The organism is Bacillus sp. EB106-06-01-XG163 (genome assembly GCF_058791615.1).
Window position 1 is genome coordinate 13,027 of the sequence record NZ_JBYTDS010000012.1, and the last position, 20,884, is coordinate 33,910.

Annotated in this window: 21 protein-coding genes; 6 read left to right on the top strand and 15 right to left on the bottom strand. The window is 48.1% G+C overall.

The genetic code is table 11. The annotated features are described in order from the left end of the window. Positions 1-15: 15 nt before the first annotated feature. The 9 genes from AC3WTF_RS14160 to ytaF all read right to left on the bottom strand — a co-directional run bounded on the left by AC3WTF_RS14160 (position 16) and on the right by ytaF (position 8,665). Positions 16-1,443 carry a bifunctional 2-methylcitrate dehydratase/aconitate hydratase gene (locus AC3WTF_RS14160; RefSeq protein WP_095352956.1) on the bottom strand — a complete coding sequence of 476 codons (1,428 nt, stop codon included), beginning with the start codon at positions 1,441-1,443 and terminating at the stop codon, positions 16-18. A 25-nt stretch (positions 1,444-1,468) separates the two neighbouring features. Next, a complete protein-coding gene (gene mmgD / locus AC3WTF_RS14165; RefSeq protein WP_047935944.1) occupies positions 1,469-2,566 on the bottom strand; it encodes a citrate synthase in 1,098 nt (365 codons plus the stop codon). A 23-nt stretch (positions 2,567-2,589) separates the two neighbouring features. After that, complete coding sequence (locus AC3WTF_RS14170) at positions 2,590-3,723, bottom strand: acyl-CoA dehydrogenase (protein ID WP_032866405.1); 1,134 nt, start codon at positions 3,721-3,723, stop codon at positions 2,590-2,592. A 29-nt stretch (positions 3,724-3,752) separates the two neighbouring features. Continuing rightward, on the bottom strand, positions 3,753-4,604 hold the full coding sequence (locus AC3WTF_RS14175) for a 3-hydroxybutyryl-CoA dehydrogenase (RefSeq protein WP_020956070.1): 852 nt from the start codon (positions 4,602-4,604) through the stop codon (positions 3,753-3,755). A 19-nt stretch (positions 4,605-4,623) separates the two neighbouring features. Continuing rightward, positions 4,624-5,805, bottom strand: coding sequence for an acetyl-CoA C-acetyltransferase (locus AC3WTF_RS14180; protein ID WP_032866408.1), 1,182 nt, complete (start codon positions 5,803-5,805; stop codon positions 4,624-4,626). Positions 5,806-5,945: 140 nt separating this feature from the next. After that, positions 5,946-6,683, bottom strand: a complete 738-nt coding sequence (locus tag AC3WTF_RS14185) for a glycerophosphodiester phosphodiesterase (RefSeq protein WP_047935946.1) — start codon at positions 6,681-6,683, stop codon at positions 5,946-5,948. Between the two features lie 87 nt (positions 6,684-6,770). After that, positions 6,771-7,397 carry an N-acetylmuramoyl-L-alanine amidase family protein gene (locus tag AC3WTF_RS14190; RefSeq protein ID WP_017418119.1) on the bottom strand — a complete coding sequence of 209 codons (627 nt, stop codon included), beginning with the start codon at positions 7,395-7,397 and terminating at the stop codon, positions 6,771-6,773. Between the two features lie 18 nt (positions 7,398-7,415). Next, positions 7,416-7,709, bottom strand: a complete 294-nt coding sequence (yqiH, locus tag AC3WTF_RS14195) for a lipoprotein YqiH (RefSeq protein WP_492314287.1) — start codon at positions 7,707-7,709, stop codon at positions 7,416-7,418. 332 nt (positions 7,710-8,041) lie between these two features. Next, positions 8,042-8,665 carry a sporulation membrane protein YtaF gene (gene ytaF, locus AC3WTF_RS14200; protein WP_007408366.1) on the bottom strand — a complete coding sequence of 208 codons (624 nt, stop codon included), beginning with the start codon at positions 8,663-8,665 and terminating at the stop codon, positions 8,042-8,044. A 146-nt stretch (positions 8,666-8,811) separates the two neighbouring features. Between ytaF and AC3WTF_RS14205 the strand changes: the two genes are divergently transcribed. The 6 genes from AC3WTF_RS14205 to alr all read left to right on the top strand — a co-directional run bounded on the left by AC3WTF_RS14205 (position 8,812) and on the right by alr (position 13,124). Continuing rightward, complete coding sequence (locus tag AC3WTF_RS14205; protein WP_007408365.1) at positions 8,812-9,444, top strand: helix-turn-helix domain-containing protein; 633 nt, start codon at positions 8,812-8,814, stop codon at positions 9,442-9,444. 296 nt (positions 9,445-9,740) lie between these two features. Further along, positions 9,741-9,878, top strand: a complete 138-nt coding sequence (locus AC3WTF_RS14210) for a hypothetical protein (protein ID WP_162839613.1) — start codon at positions 9,741-9,743, stop codon at positions 9,876-9,878. A gap of 93 nt (positions 9,879-9,971) precedes the next feature. Further along, a complete protein-coding gene (locus AC3WTF_RS14215; protein ID WP_032863662.1) occupies positions 9,972-11,090 on the top strand; it encodes an NADH-dependent flavin oxidoreductase in 1,119 nt (372 codons plus the stop codon). A gap of 126 nt (positions 11,091-11,216) precedes the next feature. Then, positions 11,217-11,429, top strand: a complete 213-nt coding sequence (locus AC3WTF_RS14220) for a spore germination protein (RefSeq protein WP_007408362.1) — start codon at positions 11,217-11,219, stop codon at positions 11,427-11,429. 125 nt (positions 11,430-11,554) lie between these two features. Further along, the gene (locus AC3WTF_RS14225) at positions 11,555-11,767 is read left to right on the top strand and encodes a spore germination protein (RefSeq protein ID WP_003153181.1); all 213 of its coding nucleotides are present in this window, start codon (positions 11,555-11,557) and stop codon (positions 11,765-11,767) included. Between the two features lie 175 nt (positions 11,768-11,942). Next, positions 11,943-13,124: an alanine racemase gene (gene alr / locus AC3WTF_RS14230; protein ID WP_047935947.1), complete on the top strand. Its 1,182-nt coding sequence runs from the start codon at positions 11,943-11,945 to the stop codon at positions 13,122-13,124. 148 nt (positions 13,125-13,272) lie between these two features. Here the strand turns inward: alr and spo0A are convergent, their stop codons facing one another. The 6 genes from spo0A to dxs form a co-directional block, all read right to left on the bottom strand. Beyond that, on the bottom strand, positions 13,273-14,073 hold the full coding sequence (gene spo0A / locus AC3WTF_RS14235) for a sporulation transcription factor Spo0A (RefSeq protein ID WP_003153177.1): 801 nt from the start codon (positions 14,071-14,073) through the stop codon (positions 13,273-13,275). Between the two features lie 280 nt (positions 14,074-14,353). After that, the gene (gene spoIVB, locus AC3WTF_RS14240) at positions 14,354-15,634 is read right to left on the bottom strand and encodes a SpoIVB peptidase (protein ID WP_007408360.1); all 1,281 of its coding nucleotides are present in this window, start codon (positions 15,632-15,634) and stop codon (positions 14,354-14,356) included. 163 nt (positions 15,635-15,797) lie between these two features. Continuing rightward, positions 15,798-17,528, bottom strand: coding sequence for a DNA repair protein RecN (gene recN / locus AC3WTF_RS14245; protein WP_007408359.1), 1,731 nt, complete (start codon positions 17,526-17,528; stop codon positions 15,798-15,800). Between the two features lie 31 nt (positions 17,529-17,559). Next, the gene (gene ahrC / locus AC3WTF_RS14250; RefSeq protein WP_003153173.1) at positions 17,560-18,009 is read right to left on the bottom strand and encodes a transcriptional regulator AhrC/ArgR; all 450 of its coding nucleotides are present in this window, start codon (positions 18,007-18,009) and stop codon (positions 17,560-17,562) included. A 96-nt stretch (positions 18,010-18,105) separates the two neighbouring features. Then, positions 18,106-18,951, bottom strand: coding sequence for a TlyA family RNA methyltransferase (locus AC3WTF_RS14255; protein WP_007612503.1), 846 nt, complete (start codon positions 18,949-18,951; stop codon positions 18,106-18,108). After that, on the bottom strand, positions 18,948-20,849 hold the full coding sequence (gene dxs, locus AC3WTF_RS14260) for a 1-deoxy-D-xylulose-5-phosphate synthase (RefSeq protein ID WP_012117963.1): 1,902 nt from the start codon (positions 20,847-20,849) through the stop codon (positions 18,948-18,950). The genes AC3WTF_RS14255 and dxs overlap by 4 nt, the downstream gene beginning before the upstream one ends. Between the last annotated feature and the right edge of the window lie 35 nt (positions 20,850-20,884).

A 20,884-nucleotide genomic window follows, 5' to 3' on the forward strand; every position in this document is an offset into this window, starting at 1 on the left:
TGTCACCCTCCTATTTTATACGAGAAATAAGTCCATAAATTCACTAACGCTGAGCTTCTGCATTCGGCCGCTATCTTTACAGACCTCTTCGATTTTCCGCTGTTGCTTCAATGAAAAATGAGTGCTGATGTTTGCTGAAAACTTGGCAAGAATCTTCGGAACGGCTTCTTTTCTGCGGAATCGGTGCCCGAGCGGATATTCACATTCAATCCGTCCCGTAGCCGTGCCGTCTGTAAAATGCACCTGTACGGCATTTGAGATGGATCGCTTATTCGGGTCTAAGTAATCTATTGAGTACGCTTTGTGTTCCGTCACCTCCATTTTGCTCCGCAATGTATCAATTCGCGGGTCAGACGCCGTTTCCTCTTCATAATGATCCGCCGTGATATCTCCGAAAAGCAGCCCGATTGCCGTAATATACTGGAGGCAGTGATCCCGGTCAGCCGGATTGTGAAGCGGCCCTTTTTTATCGATAATCCGGATTGCCGACTCATGGGTCATAATCGTGATCCTATCAATGTCTTCGATGCGGTCTTTCACCTCCGGATGAAGCCGGACCGCGCATTCCGCCGCTGTCTGGGCGTGGAATTCAGCCGGGTAGGATACTTTAAACAAAACATTCTCCATCACATAGGACCCAAGCGGGCGGGCAAGCTTCATTTCCTGCCGGTTAAACAATACGTCTTGAAATCCCCACCCAGATGCGGTCAGAGCCGTCGGGTACCCCATTTCACCTTTTTGCGCCATAAGGGCCAAATATACGCCTCTGCTCGTCGCGTCGCCGGCCGCCCATGATTTGCGTGATCCGGTGTTCGGCGCATGACGATACGTTCTGAGGCTTGAATTATCAATCCAAGCGTGAGATACGGCGTTATTGATTTCCTCTCTTGAGCCGCCCAGCATTTGTGCGCAAACAGCCGCAGTCGCCACTTTCACAAACAGCACATGATCAAGCCCCACTCTGTTTAAGCTGTTTTCCAAAGCGAGAATCCCTTGAATTTCGTGCGCTTTGATCATTGCGCAAAGCACATCACGCACGGTAAGCGGTTCTCTCCCTTCTGAAATCCGCACTCTGGATATATAATCCGCACAAGCCAATATGCCTCCGAGATTATCAGACGGATGACCCCATTCCGCAGCAAGCCACGTATCATTATAATCGAGCCACCTGTTGATACAGCCGATATTAAAAGCAGCCGTGACCGGGTCTAAAACAAAAGGCGTGCCCGGGACTCTGCTGCCGTTGGGGACGGAGGTTCCCGGGACAATCGGGCCGAGCAGCTTTGTACATTCGGGATAGCTGAGCGCCAAAATTCCGCAGCCTATCGTATCAAGAAGCACATGTCCTGCCGTAGTAAAAGCTTCTGAACTGTCAATCTCCTGATGGAGCACGTAGTCAGAAATCTCTTCGATTACAGCGTCCATTCGGCGGGGTTCTGTCATGTTTTCATCTTCCTTTCTCATCTGTTTACAGGCGCGCTCCGGTATAGCGGACACGCGGGCGGAAAAGCCGGTTTCGGCTGTGCTGTTCAATGACGTGGGCACACAATCCGACCGTCCGTGCACTGAAGAATATAGGCGTGTACAGCGGTATTGGGATGCCGAGCATGTAATAGACCGGCGCTGCGTAGTAATCTAAATTCGGATAAAGGCCTTTTTTCTCCCGCATGACGGTTTCGCCGGCTTCACACATATGATAAAGACGGAAATCACCTGAAAGATCAGACAGCTTTTTTAACGCTTCTTTCATCATGAGCGCCCTCGGGTCCATTTTTTTCATGTAGACACGGTGGCCGAAGCCCATGATTTTTTCTTTGTTTGCGAGTTTTTGAGTTAATAATTGTATAAACCCGTCTGTATCCTTCGCTTCCTCAAGCATGTACATAACCGCTTCGTTCGCTCCGCCGTGAAGATTTCCCTTAAGCGAGGCGACGGCTCCGGTCAGCGCACCGTAAATATCCGATTGCGTCGAAGCGATGACACGGGCCGTAAACGTTGAGTTCGGCAATTCATGCTCACTGTATAAAAGAAGCGACCGGTCGAAGATTTCTTCTTCCAAAGATGACGGTGTTTTTCCGGTAATCATATATAAAAAGTTTGCGCTGTATGATAAGGTTCCGACCGGCGCCAAAGGCTCCAGCCCGTTGATGACTCGATAGCTGTTGACCGTCAGATTCGGCATTTTGCCTATCAGTCCGCGTACGCGGTGCTGATTTACGGAAGATGAACGGTCATCGATGTCCTTGTCAAAGCCTCCAAGCGCGGACAAACCCGTCCTCAGTCCGTCCATCGGGTGAGTATGTTCAGGCAGCAGACGGCATATGTGCAAGATTTCCTCGGGAAGGTGCCCGCCGCGCCGAACGTCTTCTTCAAGCGCCGCCTTCTCTTTCGCATCAGGAAGTCTGTCTTCCAATAAGAGATGAACAATGTCCATATAGCCGGCCGTTTTAGAAAGCTCAATCAGATCGTGGCCTTTGATTAAAATACTGCCCTGCTGTGTATCCAGGAAAGAAATCCCCGTTTCCACCGCTATGACGCCATCTAAACCGGGAGAATAAGATTCCATGGTTTCGCTCCTTTGCGCACTTTTTATTGAAGAAGATACTTAGAAATAATCAGCCTTTGAATCTCATTGGTTCCTTCATAGATTTGCGTGACTTTCGCATCCCGAAATAAACGCTCCGCGGGATACTCTTTCATATAGCCGTAGCCGCCGTGAATCTGCACAGCCTCCACCGCCGCTTTCATCGCCGCATCGGACGCGAATTGCTTCGCCATAGATGCTTCTTTTCCGCACGGAAGCCCTCGCTGATACAGATCAGCAGCATGATAGACCAATAATTTGGCAGCTTCCGCATTCGTCGCCATGTCAGATAATTTAAATGAAACGGCCTGATTCGAAGCGATGGGTCTGCCGAACTGGCTGCGGGTTTTGGCGTACTCCACCGAGCAGCCGAGCGCCGCTTCGATAATCCCGAGCGCCTGAGCCGCTATGCCGATCCGTCCGACGTCAAGGTTTTTCATGGCGATTGAAAAGCCTTCACCCTCTTCGCCGAGCCGGTTTTCAACCGGAATTTCCGCTTGGTCAAACTGCAATTCGACAGTATTGGAACCTAACAGTCCGAGCTTTTTTTCTTTTTTTCCGACAGAAAAACCGGGTGTGTTTTTTTCAACGATAAACGCTGAAATTCCCTTTCTCCCTTTACCCGGATCGGTTATGGCGAATGTCAGATACAGATCTGCCGCTCCGCCGTTTGTAATAAAGATTTTTGAACCGTTCAGAATATATGAACCGCCTTTTCGCACGGCCGTTGTTTTCAGGCTGCCCGCATCAGATCCGGATTGAGGCTCAGTAAGCGCAAAAGCCCCAATATATTCGCCCGCTGCCAGCTTCGGAATATACGTTTGTTTTTGGGCTTCTGTCCCGAAATGCAAAATCGGGATTGTCCCTACCGATGTGTGGACGGATAAAATGACGCCGACGGCCGCGCTGACTTTTGATATTTCATGAATCGCTAAAATGTAAGATGTTGTATCAGCACCCGCCCCGCCGTAAGTTTCCGGGACGGGAATGCCCATCAATCCCGCTTCGCCCATTTTTTTAATCAGCCGCTCCGGAAATTCATCTGTTGATTCCATGAGCTCAACCACCGGCGCGATTTCCTTGCGGGCAAAATCACGCACCATTTTTCTCATCATGATGTGCTCTTCTGTAAAATGCATGGCTGCCGTCTCCCCTCATGATCTTTACGTCATCTGCCGTACTCATAAAAACCGCGCCCGCTTTTTTTGCCGAGCCAGCCGGCGCTGACATATTTTCTGAGCAGAGGGCATGGGCGGTATTTCGGATCTCCGAGCCCCGCATAGAGAACCTCCATAATGGAAAGGCACGTATCCAGCCCGATGAAGTCAGCTAATGTTAATGGACCCATCGGATGCCGCATGCCGAGCTTCATCACCGCATCAATGGCTTCCTTTGAAGCTGCTCCTTCGTAAAGGCAATAAACGGCTTCGTTAATCATCGGCATTAATATGCGATTAGATATAAAGCCCGGGAAGTCATTGACTTCGACAGGGGTTTTATTCATCCGGACGGCAAGCTTCTTTACTGTTTCCGCCGTTTCTTCCGATGTGGCGAGTCCTCTGATGACTTCGACAAGCTCCATGACAGGAACCGGATTCATAAAATGCATGCCGATTACTTTTTCAGGCCTTTTTGTGGCCGCGGCAAGCTCCGTAATGGGAAGAGAAGACGTATTGCTTGCCAATACGGCATGAGGGGGACAGATTTTATCTAGTGTGTCAAACAATTCTGCTTTTGCTTTTTTGTTTTCGGCAATGGCTTCAATTACAAAATCAGCATCTCCCGCTTCTGTGAGTTCTGCCGGGGAAATACGGCTGAAAACGGCATCTGTCTCCTGCCGTGACTTCCGTCCTTTTGCCTGCTCTTTCTCCAGGTTTGTCTTTATGCGGTGAAGACCTTTTGTTACCGTTTCCGGCTCCCAATCGTATAACATGACGGCAAACCCGGCTTCTGCAGCCGTCTGCGCGATGCCTGCTCCCATCTGACCGGCACCTGCGACCATGATTGTTTTCATTTTCATCCGGCGCTCCCTCCTTTGATCAGTACACCTCAAGCAGGACGGCATCTCCTTGAGCCGCTCCGCTGCATATAGCCGCTATGCCTAAACCTCCTCCGCGACGCTTTAATTCGTATATTAAACTCATGATGATTCTCGCTCCGCTTGCGCCGATCGGGTGGCCGAACGCGATTGCCCCTCCGTTTACATTCACTTTTTCCCGGCTGAACCCGGCTATTTTTTCACTCACGAGCACGACGGACGCAAATGCTTCATTTACTTCAAACAAATCAATATCGTCAACGGACAGTCCGGTTTTTGTCAAGAGCCGGCTGATGGCCTCTCCCGGCGCGCTTGCCAGCTCGCACGCTTCCAGTCCGACTGACGCAAAGCCAAGTATCGCTGCGAGCGGCCTGACATGCTGCTTCGCGGCTTTTTCCTCTGACATCAGCACAAATGCTCCGGCCCCGTCATTTACACCGGGAGCGTTTCCGGCTGTAACCGTTCCGTCGGCTGTAAAAATTGGCTTGAGCGCTGCAAGCTGCTCAAGGCTCGTATCAGGGCGCAGCCCCTCATCCGCTTCAACGGTATGCTGTTTGCCCTTTTTGCCGGTCCAGGTGACGGGGACAATTTCTTCACGCAATTTGCCCGCCTCGGCCGCCTCAGCCGCGCGTTTCTGGCTCAAAAGAGCGTAATGATCCTGTTCATCCCGGGAAATGCCGTACTTTTTGGCCGCAGTGCTTCCGTGGACAGCCATATGCACCTGGTCGAACGCACAGGTCAGCCCGTCATGAACCATTAAATCCTGAAACACCCCGTCCCCCATCCTCACACCCCAGCGGCCGGCCGGAATGGCGTACGGAATGTTGCTCATGCTTTCCATTCCGCCTGCAATCAGCACGTCCGCATCTTTCGCCCGGATCATTTGATCACAGATGGTAACGGCCCTGAGCCCTGATGCACAGACCTTATTAATGGTTTCAGCCGGAACGGACCACGGAAGCCCGGCATATCTTGCAGCCTGCCGTGCCGGAATCTGCCCGGCACCCGCCTGGACGACCATTCCCATCACCGCTCCTTCCGCTTCGCTTTCACTGATAGCGGCGCGCTTGATTGCTTCTTTTATGGCAATGCCGCCAAGCTCGGCCGCCTTTACCTCTTTTAATGCGCCGCCAAATTTTCCGAACGGCGTTCTTGCCGCACTGACGATAACCGTTTTTCCCACAATTTTGCCTCACTTTCAATAAGATAAAAGATAACGCTTACACAAAACGCCCTGTTACAATATATGAACCGGCTGACCGAGTTATGAGTGCACCGCCTTTTTCCCGCCCATAAAAAAAGAAGACTGTCTGAACAGTCTTCTCAGCTGCGGCATTCTTCTTTTATAGAAACAGCCAGCTTTGGATAATCGGTGAAAATTGCGTCTGCTCCCGCTTTCATCAGCTGCTTCATATCCTCAGGACGATTGACGGTGAACGGACGGAGCGCCGCTTGGTGTTTTGCAAGATGTTTGATCACTTCAGCGCTCACCGCCGGCGTACCGAGCTTCGGATGATAACCCGAAGCGGGAATGGCGGCAAGATACCGTTCAGGCCGGTACAGCACATCCATTGTCAGCACCGCCCGTTCAATTTCAGGCGCCAGGGCGTGGCAAACCGCGAGACTCTCATGATTAAATGAAGAAAAAATAACGCGCTTTTCCAGTCCGTAATATCTGACTTTTTTAATCACTTCTTCTTCCATTCCTTCGTAACGGAATACACTGTTTTTCAGCTCAATGTTTATCAGAAAATCAGCACGTTCCGCAAAACGCAGCACATCTGACAAAAGCGGAATTCTGACACCTTTAAAAGCATCTTTCCATTTTCCGGCGGCATCGGCGGTTCTGATTTTGTCATACGCCGTATCTTTCACAAATCCTTTCAAAGACGTCGTGCGGTCGAGGGTTTCATCGTGAATGACCACGATCCGGCCGTCTTTTGTCATCTGTACATCAAGTTCGATTCCGTCAGCCCCGTCCTTAATCGCTTTTTTGAACGCGGGCATCGTATTTTCAGGGCAGTCGCCCGACGCCCCCCGGTGGGCAAAAATATTCGTCATATGTGTCACCTCAGGTGTTTGTCATCGGTTTTCTCTATTATAATCGTTATGCACATAAGGAGGGCGCTATTTACACATATTTTATAATTACCGTCCGCTGTAATAGGTTTCGATTCCGTTTACAACGGCGTCCGCGGCGTGCTCTTGTCCGTTATCGCTTTTCAGCTTGTCCGCATCTTGAGGATTTGTGATAAAACCTAATTCAGCCAGCACACTCGGCATCTTTGAATATGTAATGACATAAAAAGGAGCTTCTTTTACGCCTCTGTCCTTCATTCCTAAAGACGTGACAAGCTGCTGCTGGATGTCGGAAGCAAGCCTTTCGCTGTCTGCTCCTTCATATGTCGAATTAAAATACGTTTCCGTGCCCGATGCCGTTGAGACGGCTGAATTCGTATGGAGGCTGACGAATAAATCGGATTGGCTGGCGCTTGCTTTCGCCACCCGCTCGTCCAAACGTAAAAAAGTATCGTCAGTCCTTGAAGCAACAGGTTTTGCGCCTTCTGTCTCCAATTTGGCGATCACCTTGTTTGACACCGCTAAATTGATGTTTTTCTCAAGCAGTCCATTTCCGCCGGCCCCGCTGTCTTCTCCGCCATGTCCGGCATCGATATAAATGGTTTTCCCTTGCAAAGGTTCAGCTGCATAAGCAGACGGCGCAAGCAGAAGAAGAGCGGCACCGAAGGCAGCAGCGCTTTTTGTCAGTAAACCCACGTTTTTTCCTCCCCGTTTTCACATATCTGTTTCTTTTTTCAGTTCCTCAAGCCGTAATTGTCCGTTGCTCTCTTTTTTATAGGTGATTTGCACCGCCGTATGTTCAGGCAGAGACTGACATTCAAACCGCTTAGCGAAAGGCACCTTCACCTCTTGCCTTTCTCCGTCAATTTCGACCGCGATCGTATCGTTTCCGGCCGATTTTATAAATGTTCCTTCCTGTGTAAATGACGGCGCCGCATCAGCCTCCGCGGTATACTCGCAGCCTGATAACAGCCATGCGGTGAAGATCAGAAGTATGACAGACTTCACACAGATCACCTCACGTTTTCTCATTCGGCTTTATCTTTGAACAGAATGACCGATTTGTAAAGGGAGCCTCCATTCCTCCAACGCTTTTCCATATTTGGAATGAAGGCTATCTGACCTGCTGTTTACCTGAACTTAGAAAGAAAACAAGCTGATCAGTCTATGAAAAAAGTTCTGTCTGAAGGCCGAATATGCAGAATTTAACGGAAACGGACGACTTTCTGTTCATTTTGAAAAAATATCAGATCGGCAAAAAAAGAGAGCCGCGTCATGCGCTCTCCCGAATAGAAACATTCATATTTATTTTGAGCTTTTCATAAAATGAACGGGACAACTTAAAAGAGCAGCGTATTGGCGGCAATGATGAGAATAATCACTCCGCTCAGCACCGTGCTGAACTGTCCGACGTGAAAAGAACCGATGCGCAATGACGCGGCTTTTTTTCCAAGCGAGCAGCCGATCCATATGGTCAAAAAGCTTCCGACCGCCGCAGTAATGGAAATGGCAGCGGGAGAAAGCCCGATCAACCCCGCGCTTAATCCGTTGGTCAGCGCATTTGCGGATACGGCCACCCCGAGAACCATGGATTCCAATATACCGATTTCTCCCGAACCGTCGGCATCCGCTGCCTCCGGATTTTGCAGCAGACCGGCAAAACGGCCTTTTTTTCCTGACGCGCCAACACGCGCTGTTTTTCTCGGCACAGCCAGCAGAATGATGCGGATACCGATGACAGATAAAATAAACGCCGCCAGCAATACAGGAAGAAAGCCCGGTAAAACGGCTGAAATCCATTTGCCGAAATAAATTCCGATATAACTGAATACAAAACAGATAAAAGCGATCATCATATTTGACGCATGCGATATTTTGATTTTTCTGATGCCGTATGACATCCCCACTCCTAAATTATCAATGCTCGAGGACACTGCCAAACCTAAAATCAATAACCAAGCCATGTTCGTTTCTCTCCATTCTTTGATGTCTTTTCAACATGTTGTGCCGTTGAATCTACACTATCCTATTCAGCAGCACAGAAAAGGTACCTTTTCTGCAAAAATTATTGATTAATGATCATCATTCCGGCGGAAACGAGGTGACACCCTTGACAGAAAATAAAAATACGACACTGGGGCCCCTTTTAAAATCACTGCTTGATAAGCACTCGCTCTCCATGAGAAAACTCGGCGCCTTAACAAACATTGATACGGCCACCATCTCCCGGATTATAAACGGCAAGCAGAAGGCCAATTTAAAGCATCTTCAGGAATTTTCAAAACATCTCCGCACCCCGCTGGAGGAATTGCTTGAGGCGTCAGGCATAGACATCGGCCATGAAAAAGAAGCTGCGCCGCAAGACCCGATGCACGCGATTCAGGATATGCTGAATATGGCCGAGATGTTTGATCAGCCTTTTTCCCGGGAGCAAATTGAGCGCGAACTGACCAGATATGAACAATATGCCAAAACCCAGCAGGGCCATCGCCTGATTTGCGATGAGTTTCAAAAGAAAATGGACAATGAAGAAAGCGTCGGCCCTTTTATTGATCATTTGAAAAACATGCATCATCAGTATATGGATGAATCAACACCGGCTGAAGACCGCGCGATTCTCGGGAGCGCGCTGCTGTATTATATTTTAGCGACCGACGTCATTCCGGATTACATGTTTCCGATCGGCTACCTGGATGACGCCATCGCCGTTCAAATCGCTTTGAACCGGCTGAAAAAAAAGTAAAGGCGCTTAAAAAAGCGCCCTTTTTGTGTTGAAAAATATGAAACACCGCATTACGGTTTTGTCAAAACAGAGACAGCTGTCATATGATACATCAACCTAACAAAAAGGAGGGTGTCTTCTATGGACAGCAACACAGTTGTGGCAGTGTGCGCTCTGTTAAGTGTTGTGATTCAGATCGGAACGATATTCGCCGCAGGAAAGTGGAAAAAAGAATAAATAAAAACAAATTGACGGTTTTTTCGCACAAGCGTATGCTTATAAATAACCTTGTAAAAGATAAGAAAGAAGATATGCATATGAAAAAAATCATTCTCCTCTTCGCCGCCGCTGTCATATTCAGCTCGATCGGCCATCAAATTTCAGGAGGATATAAAGATCCTGAAAAGGAACGGAGAAAACCGTTTCATTCGTTTAGATGGTTCAGCCGGTCATAACCTCAGGAAGAAGAACAAGCAAAATAATTGCACACAATTAAAACATAAGCTAGAATACGGACGAGTTAAACTCCTAAGGAAGAAGGCGAAATGATGAAGCAAACTTATAAACCGCTGTTTGAACCTTTTACGTTCGAAAGCGGCGTCACCATACCAAACCGCATTTCAGTCGCACCGATGACACACTATTCATCAAATGATGACGGAACGATTTCCGACCGTGAATTAAGCTACATTACTCCCCGTTCAAAAGAAATGGGCATGGTTATTACGGCATGTGCAAACGTAACGCCGGACGGCAAAGCGTTTCCAGGCCAGCCCGGCATCTATGATGATTCTCACATTCCCGGCTTGAAAAAACTCGCTCAGGCGATCCAGTCTCAAGGAGCGAAAGCCGTTGTGCAGATTCACCACGGAGGATTGGAATGCCCTCCTGAACTCGTGCCAAACAACGACGTCGTCAGTCCGAGCGGCTCAGAAGAAGACGGGAGACAAACGTCCCGGGCTCTCACCGAACAAGAAATTGAGCACATCGTGAAAGCATTCGGCGAAGCGACACGCAGAGCGATTGAAGCCGGCTTTGACGGTGTTGAAATTCACGGGGCAAACGGGTACCTGATTCACCAATTTTATTCACCGAAAACAAACCGGCGCACAGACCGCTGGGGCGGAAGCGATGAAAAGCGCCTTGCGTTCCCGCTTGCAGTCGTTGACGCTGTCAAACAGGCAATTGATACACACGCTGAAAATCCATTCGTTCTCGGCTACCGCCTGTCACCGGAAGAGCCGGAAACACCGGGGCTTACAATGAAAGAAACATTCATGCTCGCTGACGCGCTTGCGGAAGAGAACTTGGATTATCTGCATATTTCACTGATGGATGTCAATTCCAAAGCCCGCCGCGGAGCGGATACTTCACGGACGCGGATGGATTTATTAAACGAACGCGTCGGCCATAAAGTGCCGCTGATGGCCGTCGGTTCCATCTATACCGCGGACGAAGCGCTTGCTGTATTAGAAAGCGGAATTCCGCTGGTGGCTCTGGGACGTGTCATTTTGATTAACCCCGAATGGGCGGTGCTGGTCAAAGAAGGCCGCGAACAGGAAATCGAAAAAGCCATTCAAGCATCTGAAATTGAGAAATACCGACTTCCTGAACCGTTATGGGAAATGATTCAGAATACAGGCGGCTGGGTGCCGTTTGAAAAGTAGACTAAAAAAACTGCCGGATGTCCGGCAGTTTTTTTGATTTACAAGTTTTTACCGCTTTGTTTACTCCTATTTCTAACACACAGCGTACATATAGTAAATAGATTAATAGAAAGGAGACCGTATATGATGGCTGGTTTTCCTATTACGATTAACAGTCTTTCCGGAAACGGGGTTGTCAATGTCGGCGGTGCGTTTTCGATAAGTCCTTTAACCGTATCAAAAACCGTCTACGGCTCAGGTGGGGGAAATACAGGGATGGTCCTGCAAATGAATCAATCCAGCACATCTCAATCTTCAAGCTCTCAATACTCTGATCAAAATGTAACGAAAACACTATGACATCCGTATTTCCCTCCCTTTCCGGCTGGCAGCAGCCGGATTCTTTTTGCCGTTTTGTTTAATCTTATTCCATATCACAGCGTACATATAGTTAGTAGACTGTGAGAGAAAGGAGAAAAAATAGAATGAGCGGTTGCCCGATTACGATAAACAACGTATCAGGAAACGGAGTTGTCAATGTTGGCGGCGCCATATCCATCAGTCCGCTGACTGCATCAAAAACCGTTTTCGGTGCCGGAGGGGGAAATATCGGCATTGTCATTCAAAACAATGCTGTAAGCCAGTCCAAAATGTTTGAACATCAATTTTCAGATCAGAATATTGTAAAGTCAATTTAAGGGCTGCCAAGCAGCCCTAACTGCATAAATAAAGCAGGCACACTGATTTCCCGAAAACTTGATTTTAAACATCAGCGATCACCTTTCCATGTTTTGAATGATTTCAGTTAAAGATGAATAGAATGCAGATTGAAAGCATGAGTACTGAATCTCATTAAGGAAAGAAGGAATCGTGATGAAAAAACTTTGCCGGGAAGTTTGGATTGAAGTTGACCTTGATGCGATAAAAAAGAATGTACGGGCGATCCGCCGCCATATTCCGAATACGTCTAAAATTATGGCCGTCGTAAAAGCGAACGCTTATGGCCACGGGTCTGTGGAAGTAGCGCGGCAGGCACTGGAAAGCGGGGCGAGCGAGCTCGCTGTCGCAAGTGTCGAAGAGGGAATTGTGTTACGGAGAGCGGGAATTACGGCACCTATTCTTGTGCTCGGCTTCACAGCTCTCAGCTGTGTGAAAAAATCTGCCGTTTGGAACATAACATTATCAGCGTTTCAAGTCAGCTGGATCAAAAAAGCGAATCGGATATTGGAAAAAGAAGCAGATTCGAAACGGCTGTCCATTCATATCAATGTGGATACGGGAATGGGCCGGCTGGGTGTGCGTACGGAAGAAGATCTTTTAGCAGTGGTGAAAGCGCTCAAGTCGAGTACATATCTGTCATGGGATGGCATCTTTACACATTTTTCAACAGCGGATGAACCGGACACTGAGCTGACGATGCTGCAGCACGAAAAGTTTATCAGCTTTCTCCGCTTTTTAAAAAATCAAGACATTACGCTGCCTACCGTGCATATGTGCAATACAGCCGCCGCTATCGCATTCCCGGAATTCAGCGCCGACATGATCCGTTTAGGCATTGGGTTATATGGTTTATATCCGTCCGCCTCGATAAAGGAACTGAACCTCGTGGATCTCACACCCGCACTAAGTTTAAAGGCGCGTATCGCTTATGTGAAAGCCATGGTGACAGATCCCCGGACCGTCAGTTATGGCGCCACATATATCGCCGAACCTGGTGAAACCATCGCGACGATTCCAATCGGCTATGCTGACGGTTACTCCCGCGCCCTGTCCAACCGCGGGTTTATTCTTCACCGCGGCAGACGGGTGCCGGTGGCGGGGAGAGTGACAATGGATATGATCATGGTCAGTTTAGGTGAGAATGAGGGCAAACAAGGAGAAGAAGTCGTCATCTACGGTAAACAACAAGGAGCCGAGATTTCCGTTGATGAAATTGCCGAAATGCTCGGTACGATCAGCTACGAAGTCTTATCTGTGTTAAGCCGCCGCGTCCCCCGCTTTTATTTCAGAGACGGCAAAATCATTAAAATATCAGCTCCGGTATTATACGTGTAGACGGCATAGATCCCGCATTTATGTATAGAACAAGTACCGGCGTGAGTGATTTCCATTGTTTTCGTCAGCAAAATTTCAAAACGCCTTCTCTTCCGCGTTCATGCACGGAATAGAAGGCGCGAAAAAGACATTTAGCCAAAAGCTTGCGTTACGAAGCTTTATGCTCCAATCTCAGCTTGTCAGCAACCATCGCGATGAACTCTGAATTGGTTGGCTTTGCTTTTGTCATGCTTACCGTATATCCGAACAGTGAAGAAATGGAATCAATATTTCCCCTGCTCCATGCGACTTCAATGGCGTGGCGGATGGCCCGTTCTACACGGCTTGCGGTCGTGTTGAATTTTTTGGCGATGTCGGGATAAAGGACTTTTGTGATGCTGCCGAGGAGTTCAATATCGTTATACACCATGGAAATGGCTTCACGCAAATAAAGATAGCCTTTGATATGGGCAGGCACACCGATCTCATGGATAATGCTTGTAATGCTGGCATCGAGATTTTTCCGCTTCGGCTCAGGCTGGCTGCGGATAATGCTGCTTTGCGCAGACGGCGCACGGTGTGTGACACTGCTGACATTTCCGCTTACCTGGCGAATATGGCCGACAAGGTTTTCCATATCAAACGGCTTCAGGATGAAATAGGACGCGCCTAAATCGACGGCTTTTTTCGTAACGTCTTCCTGACCGAATGCCGTCAGCATGATGACGTTCGGCTGCTTCTCGAGCTCTGATTCCCGCAGACGCTCCAAAACCGCAAGTCCGTCCAGATGCGGCATGATAATGTCTAAAACGAGCACATCTGGATTCTTATCTTTAAACAAAGAAAGACATTCCTGTCCGTTATAAGCAACGCCGATCACTTCCATATCATCCTGTCCCTCTATATATTCACTCAACAGGCTTACAAGCTCTCGATTATCATCAGCAACACAAACTTTAATTTTCTCCACGTTTCTTCCTCCCCCAATGTATTAACAGGACGCAACCCATTTGACTGCTACATGTTACATTCGACAAAACCACTACTTCCCCTTTTAAAAAATCCATATTTACCAATAATAGTGGTATATCTTTGTTTTTCTAGCATTTTCTAGGTTTTTCGACTAAAAATTAAGTTTGACAAATCAGGAAACGTGAATTTGTCGAAAAATCTTCATGTCTTATTTTACATGAATCCAGGAAAGAAGTGAAGAACGCATCACATAAAAAAACTGCCGGATCATCCGGCAGTCAGCTTGCTTTGTCTTTCCCGTAAACATCAACACCCGCTTCAGACAGCATCCATTCGATATGAACGCCGTAGCCGCTTGTCGGATCATTGACAAATACGTGGGTTACGGCTCCGACGACCTTTCCGTTCTGGATGATCGGGCTTCCGCTCATCCCCTGAACGATTCCGCCGGTTCTTTTCAGCAGTTTCGGATCTGTCACTTTCAACACCATTCCCTTTGTCGCCGGGAATTTTTGCGGCGTGGTGCTGACGATTTCAATATCAAATTTCTCTACTTTATCGTTTTCGATAACCGTCAGCATTTGCGCAGGTCCTTTTTTCACTTCATTTGACAAAGCAATCGGAAGCGCTTTGTCGGAAATGTTGTTTTTAATCGGCTGATGCAGTGTCCCGAAGATGCCGAACGGGCTGTTGCGGTTAATATCGCCGATCGTTTTCCGTTCTGACGAAAACCTTGCCAGTTTTTCGCCGGGATTGCCGCCTTTTCCTTTTTCAATCGATGTTACAGTTGAACGGACGATTTCTCCGTCTTCTACAACAATCGGTTTTTTTGTATCCATATCAGAGATGACGTGGCCCAATGCGCCGTATTTTTTTGTTTTCGGTTCAAAAAATGTCATGGTGCCGATGCCGGCTGCCGAATCGCGGATATAAAGGCCGATTCGATATTTCCCCTCGGCTTCGTCCTTTGTCGGAATCAGCTTTGTTTTGATTTTTTGCTTATCGCGTTTCACCAATAAATCCAAAGATTCACCGGTTTTGCCCGCTTTTTGAATAAACGGGGCGATGTCGCTCATTTTTTCAATTTTATGTCCGTTCATTTTAATAATGATGTCGCCAGATTCAATTCCCGCTTGTTCTCCCGGAGACTTTTTTCCATCCTTTGTCATCACTTGGTGAAAACCGACCACCAAAACACCGACTGAATGCAGTTTTACACCGATGGACTGTCCGCCCGGAATGACCTTCAATTCTGGAAGGACACGCACTTTTGTTTTTTTAATGGGAAACCCGGCAAGATCATATACTACTTCTGACCGGCCTTGTGTTTGCCCTGTTATGTTTGCATGGCCGTGCTCTTCTTTCAGCGTAAAGGCTTCTGATAATTCGCCCTTTTCAGCGCTTATTGATGCATTGACCGGAACGGCCTGTGTCTGGTTTTCAAAGACGCTCATTTCTGATGGTATCAGTAAATATTCTTTAAACGGCTTAAAAAAGCCTACACTTAGTAAAGAAACAAGGAGAATTACACCTATTGCTTTCCTCATGTTATCGTGCATTCATTCCTTCACTCTCCTCGCTCCTATCCCACACCACTTTCTTTTTCTGCTACATCTATACTTTTGCCTTCCTGCGCTTGATTTATAACCGGCATACGAAGAAAAACATTGGATACACTGTTAGAGAAATGGAACAAAAAAATAAGCTGCCTGTATCAGCAGCTTATCCTGTCGTTTTTACCTGTCCGGCCTGTTTTAAAAGCTCTTGTGCATGCCGTTTTGTCAGATCGGTCACTTCGACGCCCGCAATCATGCGGCCGATTTCCGCTACCTTGTCCTGTTTGGAAAGCGGCGTGACATGCGTTGTCGTCCGGCCGTCTTTGAATTCTTTTGCGATTAGAAGGTGCGTATCCGCCATAGCTGCAACCTGCGGCAGGTGTGTAATGCAGAGCACCTGTGAACCGGTCGATACTTTATGGATTTTTTCCGCGATGGCTTGGGCAACCCGCCCGCTTACACCGGTGTCCACTTCGTCAAAGATGATGGAGGTGACATCCTGCTGGGAAGAAAAAATACTCTTCATCGCCAGCATCACCCTTGAAAGCTCGCCTCCGGAAGCGACCTTTGACAGCGGTTTTAAAGGCTCACCGGTGTTTGTTGAAATTAAAAACTTCACAAGGTCAATCCCCTTTTGGGTAAGCTGCACGGGCTGCCCGTTAACAACCGGTGCTTCACTGGCTGACGGATCGGTTTTCACGAGAAATTCCGTATCAAACGTTGATTTGCCCATATACAGACTTTTTAATTCCTGATGAATCGCTTCCGCCAGTTTCTTAGCCCAAGCTTTTCTGATTTTTGATAAATTGGCGGCTTCTACGGCCACATCTTTGCCGACCGACTCCAATTCCTTCTTCAGCGCTTCAAGGTGGCTGTCGCGGTTCTCGATTTGATCGATTTCCTCTTCTATTTTGGAGCCGTATTCCAAAATGTCTTCTACCGTCGCTCCGTATTTGCGCTTCAGCTGTTTAATTTCGTTTAAACGGGTTTCAATAAAATTCAGCCGTTCCGGGTCATATTCCAGATCATCTAACAGATTGCGCATCTGAAAGGTTGCATCCTCCAGCAGATAATAGGAACTTGACACACTTTCTGACAGCTTTTGCAGCGGTTCATTGATATCCGAAATATCTTCAAGCTGGGCAGAGGCCATTCCGACCCAGTCAAGCCCCCCCTGTTCGCTGCGGAGCGCATTATAGGCGTTTTGCAATGATTCATAAATTTTTTCAAAATTGGATATCTGCTTCCGCTCTTCCTGAAGAAGCTCGTCTTCATTCAATTCAAGCTTCGCCGACTCGATTTCTTCAAGCTGAAATTGAATCAGGTCTAACCGATGCGCCATTTCCTGCTCGCTTTCTGACAGCTTCTTCACTTTTTTGAGCAGCTTCATATAACGCTCATAGCCTTCATGGTAAGCCTGAAGCGCGGATTCGGCCTCAGCGCCCGCAAACCTGTCCAACAGCTCTAAGTGTTTATCGTCCTCCATTAACAGCTGGTTATCATGCTGTCCGTGAATATCTAATAAAAGTCTGCCGATCTCCCTTAAAGCCGCAATCGTCACTAATTTTCCGTTGACACGGCAGACGCTTTTTCCTCCGGCATTAATGTCCCTTCTCATGACAATCATGTCGTCAGATGCGTCTATTCCCTGCTCACGGCATACTTCAAAAACGGGATGACCGCTGTCCAAAAGAAACAGTCCTTCAAGCTCGGCCTTTGTTTCACCGTAACGGACAAATTCAGACGAGCCGCGGCCGCCGACTAATAGGGAAACGGCGTCTATAATAATTGACTTGCCGGCCCCTGTTTCTCCCGTCAGGACGGTGAGCCCCCGTTCAAACGAAATCGTCAGTTCCTCTATAATGGCAAAGTTTTTTATTGATAGTTCAGCTAACAAACAGCATTCCACCTTTTATCTGATAATTACGCTACAGCAGCTCCAAAAGACGGCTTTGAACGCCCTCCGTATCTTCAGGCGTCCTGCAGATGATTAAGATCGTGTCATCTCCGCAAATCGTGCCCATGATTTCTTCCCATTCGAGATTATCCATCAGAGCGCCGATTGCCTGAGCATTCCCCGGCATCGTTTTTAATACGATCATATGGCTTGCTGAGTCAATTTTTACGAACGCATCCATTAATGAACGCTTCAGTTTTGACAGCGGATTGAACCGCTGATCCGCCGGCAGGCTGTATTTGTAGGAGCCGTTGTTTGTCGGCACCTTTACGAGATGCAGCTCTTTAATGTCTCTGGAGACAGTCGCCTGAGTTACCTTATATCCTTCTTCTCTCAGCATGTCAACTAAGTCATCCTGCGTTTCAATCTCATGGCTTGTAATAAGCTCTCTGATTTTTATATGCCTTTGGCCTTTTGTCATGTAAGCACCTCTGTTTTCAAGCTGTTCTTGTCATTATGTTAACCGCTTCTTGATAAAAAGTACATGATGGCAGAAAAAAGGAATAATAGCCCCCTATTATTCCGGTACATCTGTCTTTTTGGCTTTTAATGTCTCATGTGCTTCGCGGACGGTACGGAGAATGTCTTCTTCCGGCAGTTCAGCGCCGTTTCCGTCTTCTCCGCCCCATTCCAAATGAAGCAGAAACTCAATATTGCCGTCTCCCCCTGTAATCGGTGAGAAGGACAGTCCTTTCACTGTATATCCTTCAGAAGCGGCAAATTGATTCATGCGGCGGAGAACGTCAGTATGAACACCGGGATCTCTGACAATGCCTTTTTTTCCGACGGATTCCCGTCCGGCTTCAAATTGCGGCTTCACCAGTGCGATACAATCGCTCCCCGGTACAAGCAGCGTTTTTAAAACCGGCAGAATGAGGCGGAGTGAGATGAAAGAAACATCGATTGTCGCAAATTCCGGCAAACCCTCTGTGAAATCGGAAGGCTCGGAATAGCGGAAATTCGTCCGTTCCATGACGACGACCCTCTCGTCCTGTCTGAGCTTCCAAGCAAGCTGATTATAGCCGACATCCACTGCGTAGGACCGCTCGGCTCCGTTTTGGAGGGCGCAATCCGTGAATCCCCCTGTAGACGAGCCGATGTCAATCATCGTTTTGCCTTTTACCGAGACGGGAAACACTTCCAGAGCTTTTTCAAGCTTTAATCCGCCTCTGCTGACGTATTTAAGAGGGTTTCCTTTTACCGTTAACGGAAGATCCCGGGCGATTTTTTCACCCGGTTTGTCCAATCGGTTTTCATTTGAGTATACGATGCCCGCCATAATGGCGCGTTTCGCTTTTTCCCGCGTTTCCGCAAGGCCTTTTTCTACAAGAAGTACATCTAATCGTTCTTTTTTTGCTGTCATGATCCAATTCCTTTATGTGTCTTCGGCGGCATCAGCAGTTTGATCCGGTTCATAACCTCAGCCTTCGTGAGACCGATTTCTTCAAGCAGGGCGGTTACGCTGCCGTGTTCAATAAACCGGTCTGGGATGCCCATTCTGTCAATCGGCGTATGATACATGCCGAGGTCATGAGCGTATTCAAGAATCGTGCTGCCGAATCCGCCTTCAAGCACGGCTTCTTCTATCGTTAAAATCGGCAGGCCTTCATTAAGAATGGCCTTCATCATTTGTTTATCAATCGGTTTTATAAACCGCGCATTCACGACACGCACGGACAGGCCTTCTTTTTGCAGTTCTTCAGCCGCTTCCAGCGCCATTTCAATGGTCGTACCGAATGTTAAAATGACCGCGTCTTTTCCGGGACGGAGCACTTCCCATGTTCCGATCGGAATGGTTTTCAGCTCTTTATCCATCTTTACGCCGAGCCCGTTCCCGCGCGGGAAGCGCATCGCGATCGGACCCTCCTCATAATTAAGGGCTGTATTGACCATATGGCGGCCTTCATTTTCATCCTTCGGCATCATTAAAACGAGGTTTGGTATATGCCGCAAAAAGGCGATGTCAAAGACGCCTTGATGCGTCTCCCCGTCAGCGCCGACCAAACCGGCGCGGTCAATGCCGATAAACACATTCGCGTTTTGACGGCAGATGTCATGGACGACCTGATCGTACGCCCGCTGCAAAAAGGTCGAATAGATCGCAAGAAACGGCTTCATACCCTGAAGCGCCATTCCAGCCGCCATCGTCGCCGCATGCTGTTCTGCGATTCCGACATCAAACATGCGTTCAGGGAATTCTTTCGCAAACCCTTCCAGTTTGGAGCCGACCGGCATGGCCGGTGTAATCGCGACAATTCTGTCATCCTCGCGCGCCAGCTCCTGCACGGTGCCGCTGACAAGTCCGCTCCATGAAGGCGCCGCGGCTTTCGGCTTGACGAAATCACCCGTATTGATTTTATAAGGACCCGTTCCGTGCCATGTGCCGATTGTGTCGGTCTCAGCCGGTTTATAGCCTTTGCCCTTTTTCGTAATGACATGTAACAGGACAGGGCCTTTCGTTTTTTTGGCGTATTGCAGGTTTTCAAACAGTTCGTGGTAGGAATGACCGTCAACCGGGCCTAAATACGTAAAGCCCAGCTCTTCAAAAAACATGCCTGACACAAGCATATATTTCAAACTGTCTTTTATCCGTTCAGCTGTGGCGGCCAATTTTCCGCCGACGGCCGGGATGCGCTTAAATAAATATTCAAGCTCGTCTTTTACCCATTGATATTTGCCGGCCGTGCGAAGCCGTCCCAGCATAGAATGAATCGCCCCGACATTCGGCGCAATGCTCATCTCATTATCATTCAGGATGACGATCATGTCTTTTTTCTCATCACCGATATGGTTCAGCGCTTCAAGCGCCATTCCTCCGGTTAAAGCGCCGTCTCCGATAATCGGGATGATATATTCTTTCGATCCTTTAATATCACGGGCGGCAGCCATTCCCATCGCGCCTGAGAGCGAGGTTGAGCTGTGCCCTGTTTCCCATACGTCATGTTCGCTTTCGCTGCGTTTCGGGAAACCGCAAAGCCCTTTATATTGGCGCAAGGTTTCAAACTCCTTGCCGCGTCCGGTTAACAGTTTATGAACATAGGACTGATGTCCGACATCCCATAAAAATTTATCTTTCGGACTGTCAAATTCTTTGTGAAGCGCAATTGTCAGCTCGACAACCCCAAGGTTCGGCCCGATATGGCCGCCAGAGGCAGACAGCGATGTGATGAGGAAATTGCGGATCTCCTCACTCAGCTCTTCCAGCTGTTCAATTGACATCTTTTTAAGAAATGACGGGTCCTGTATTGATAAAAGATCCAAAGCGGATCAACTCACTTTCAGCATGAATTTCTGCA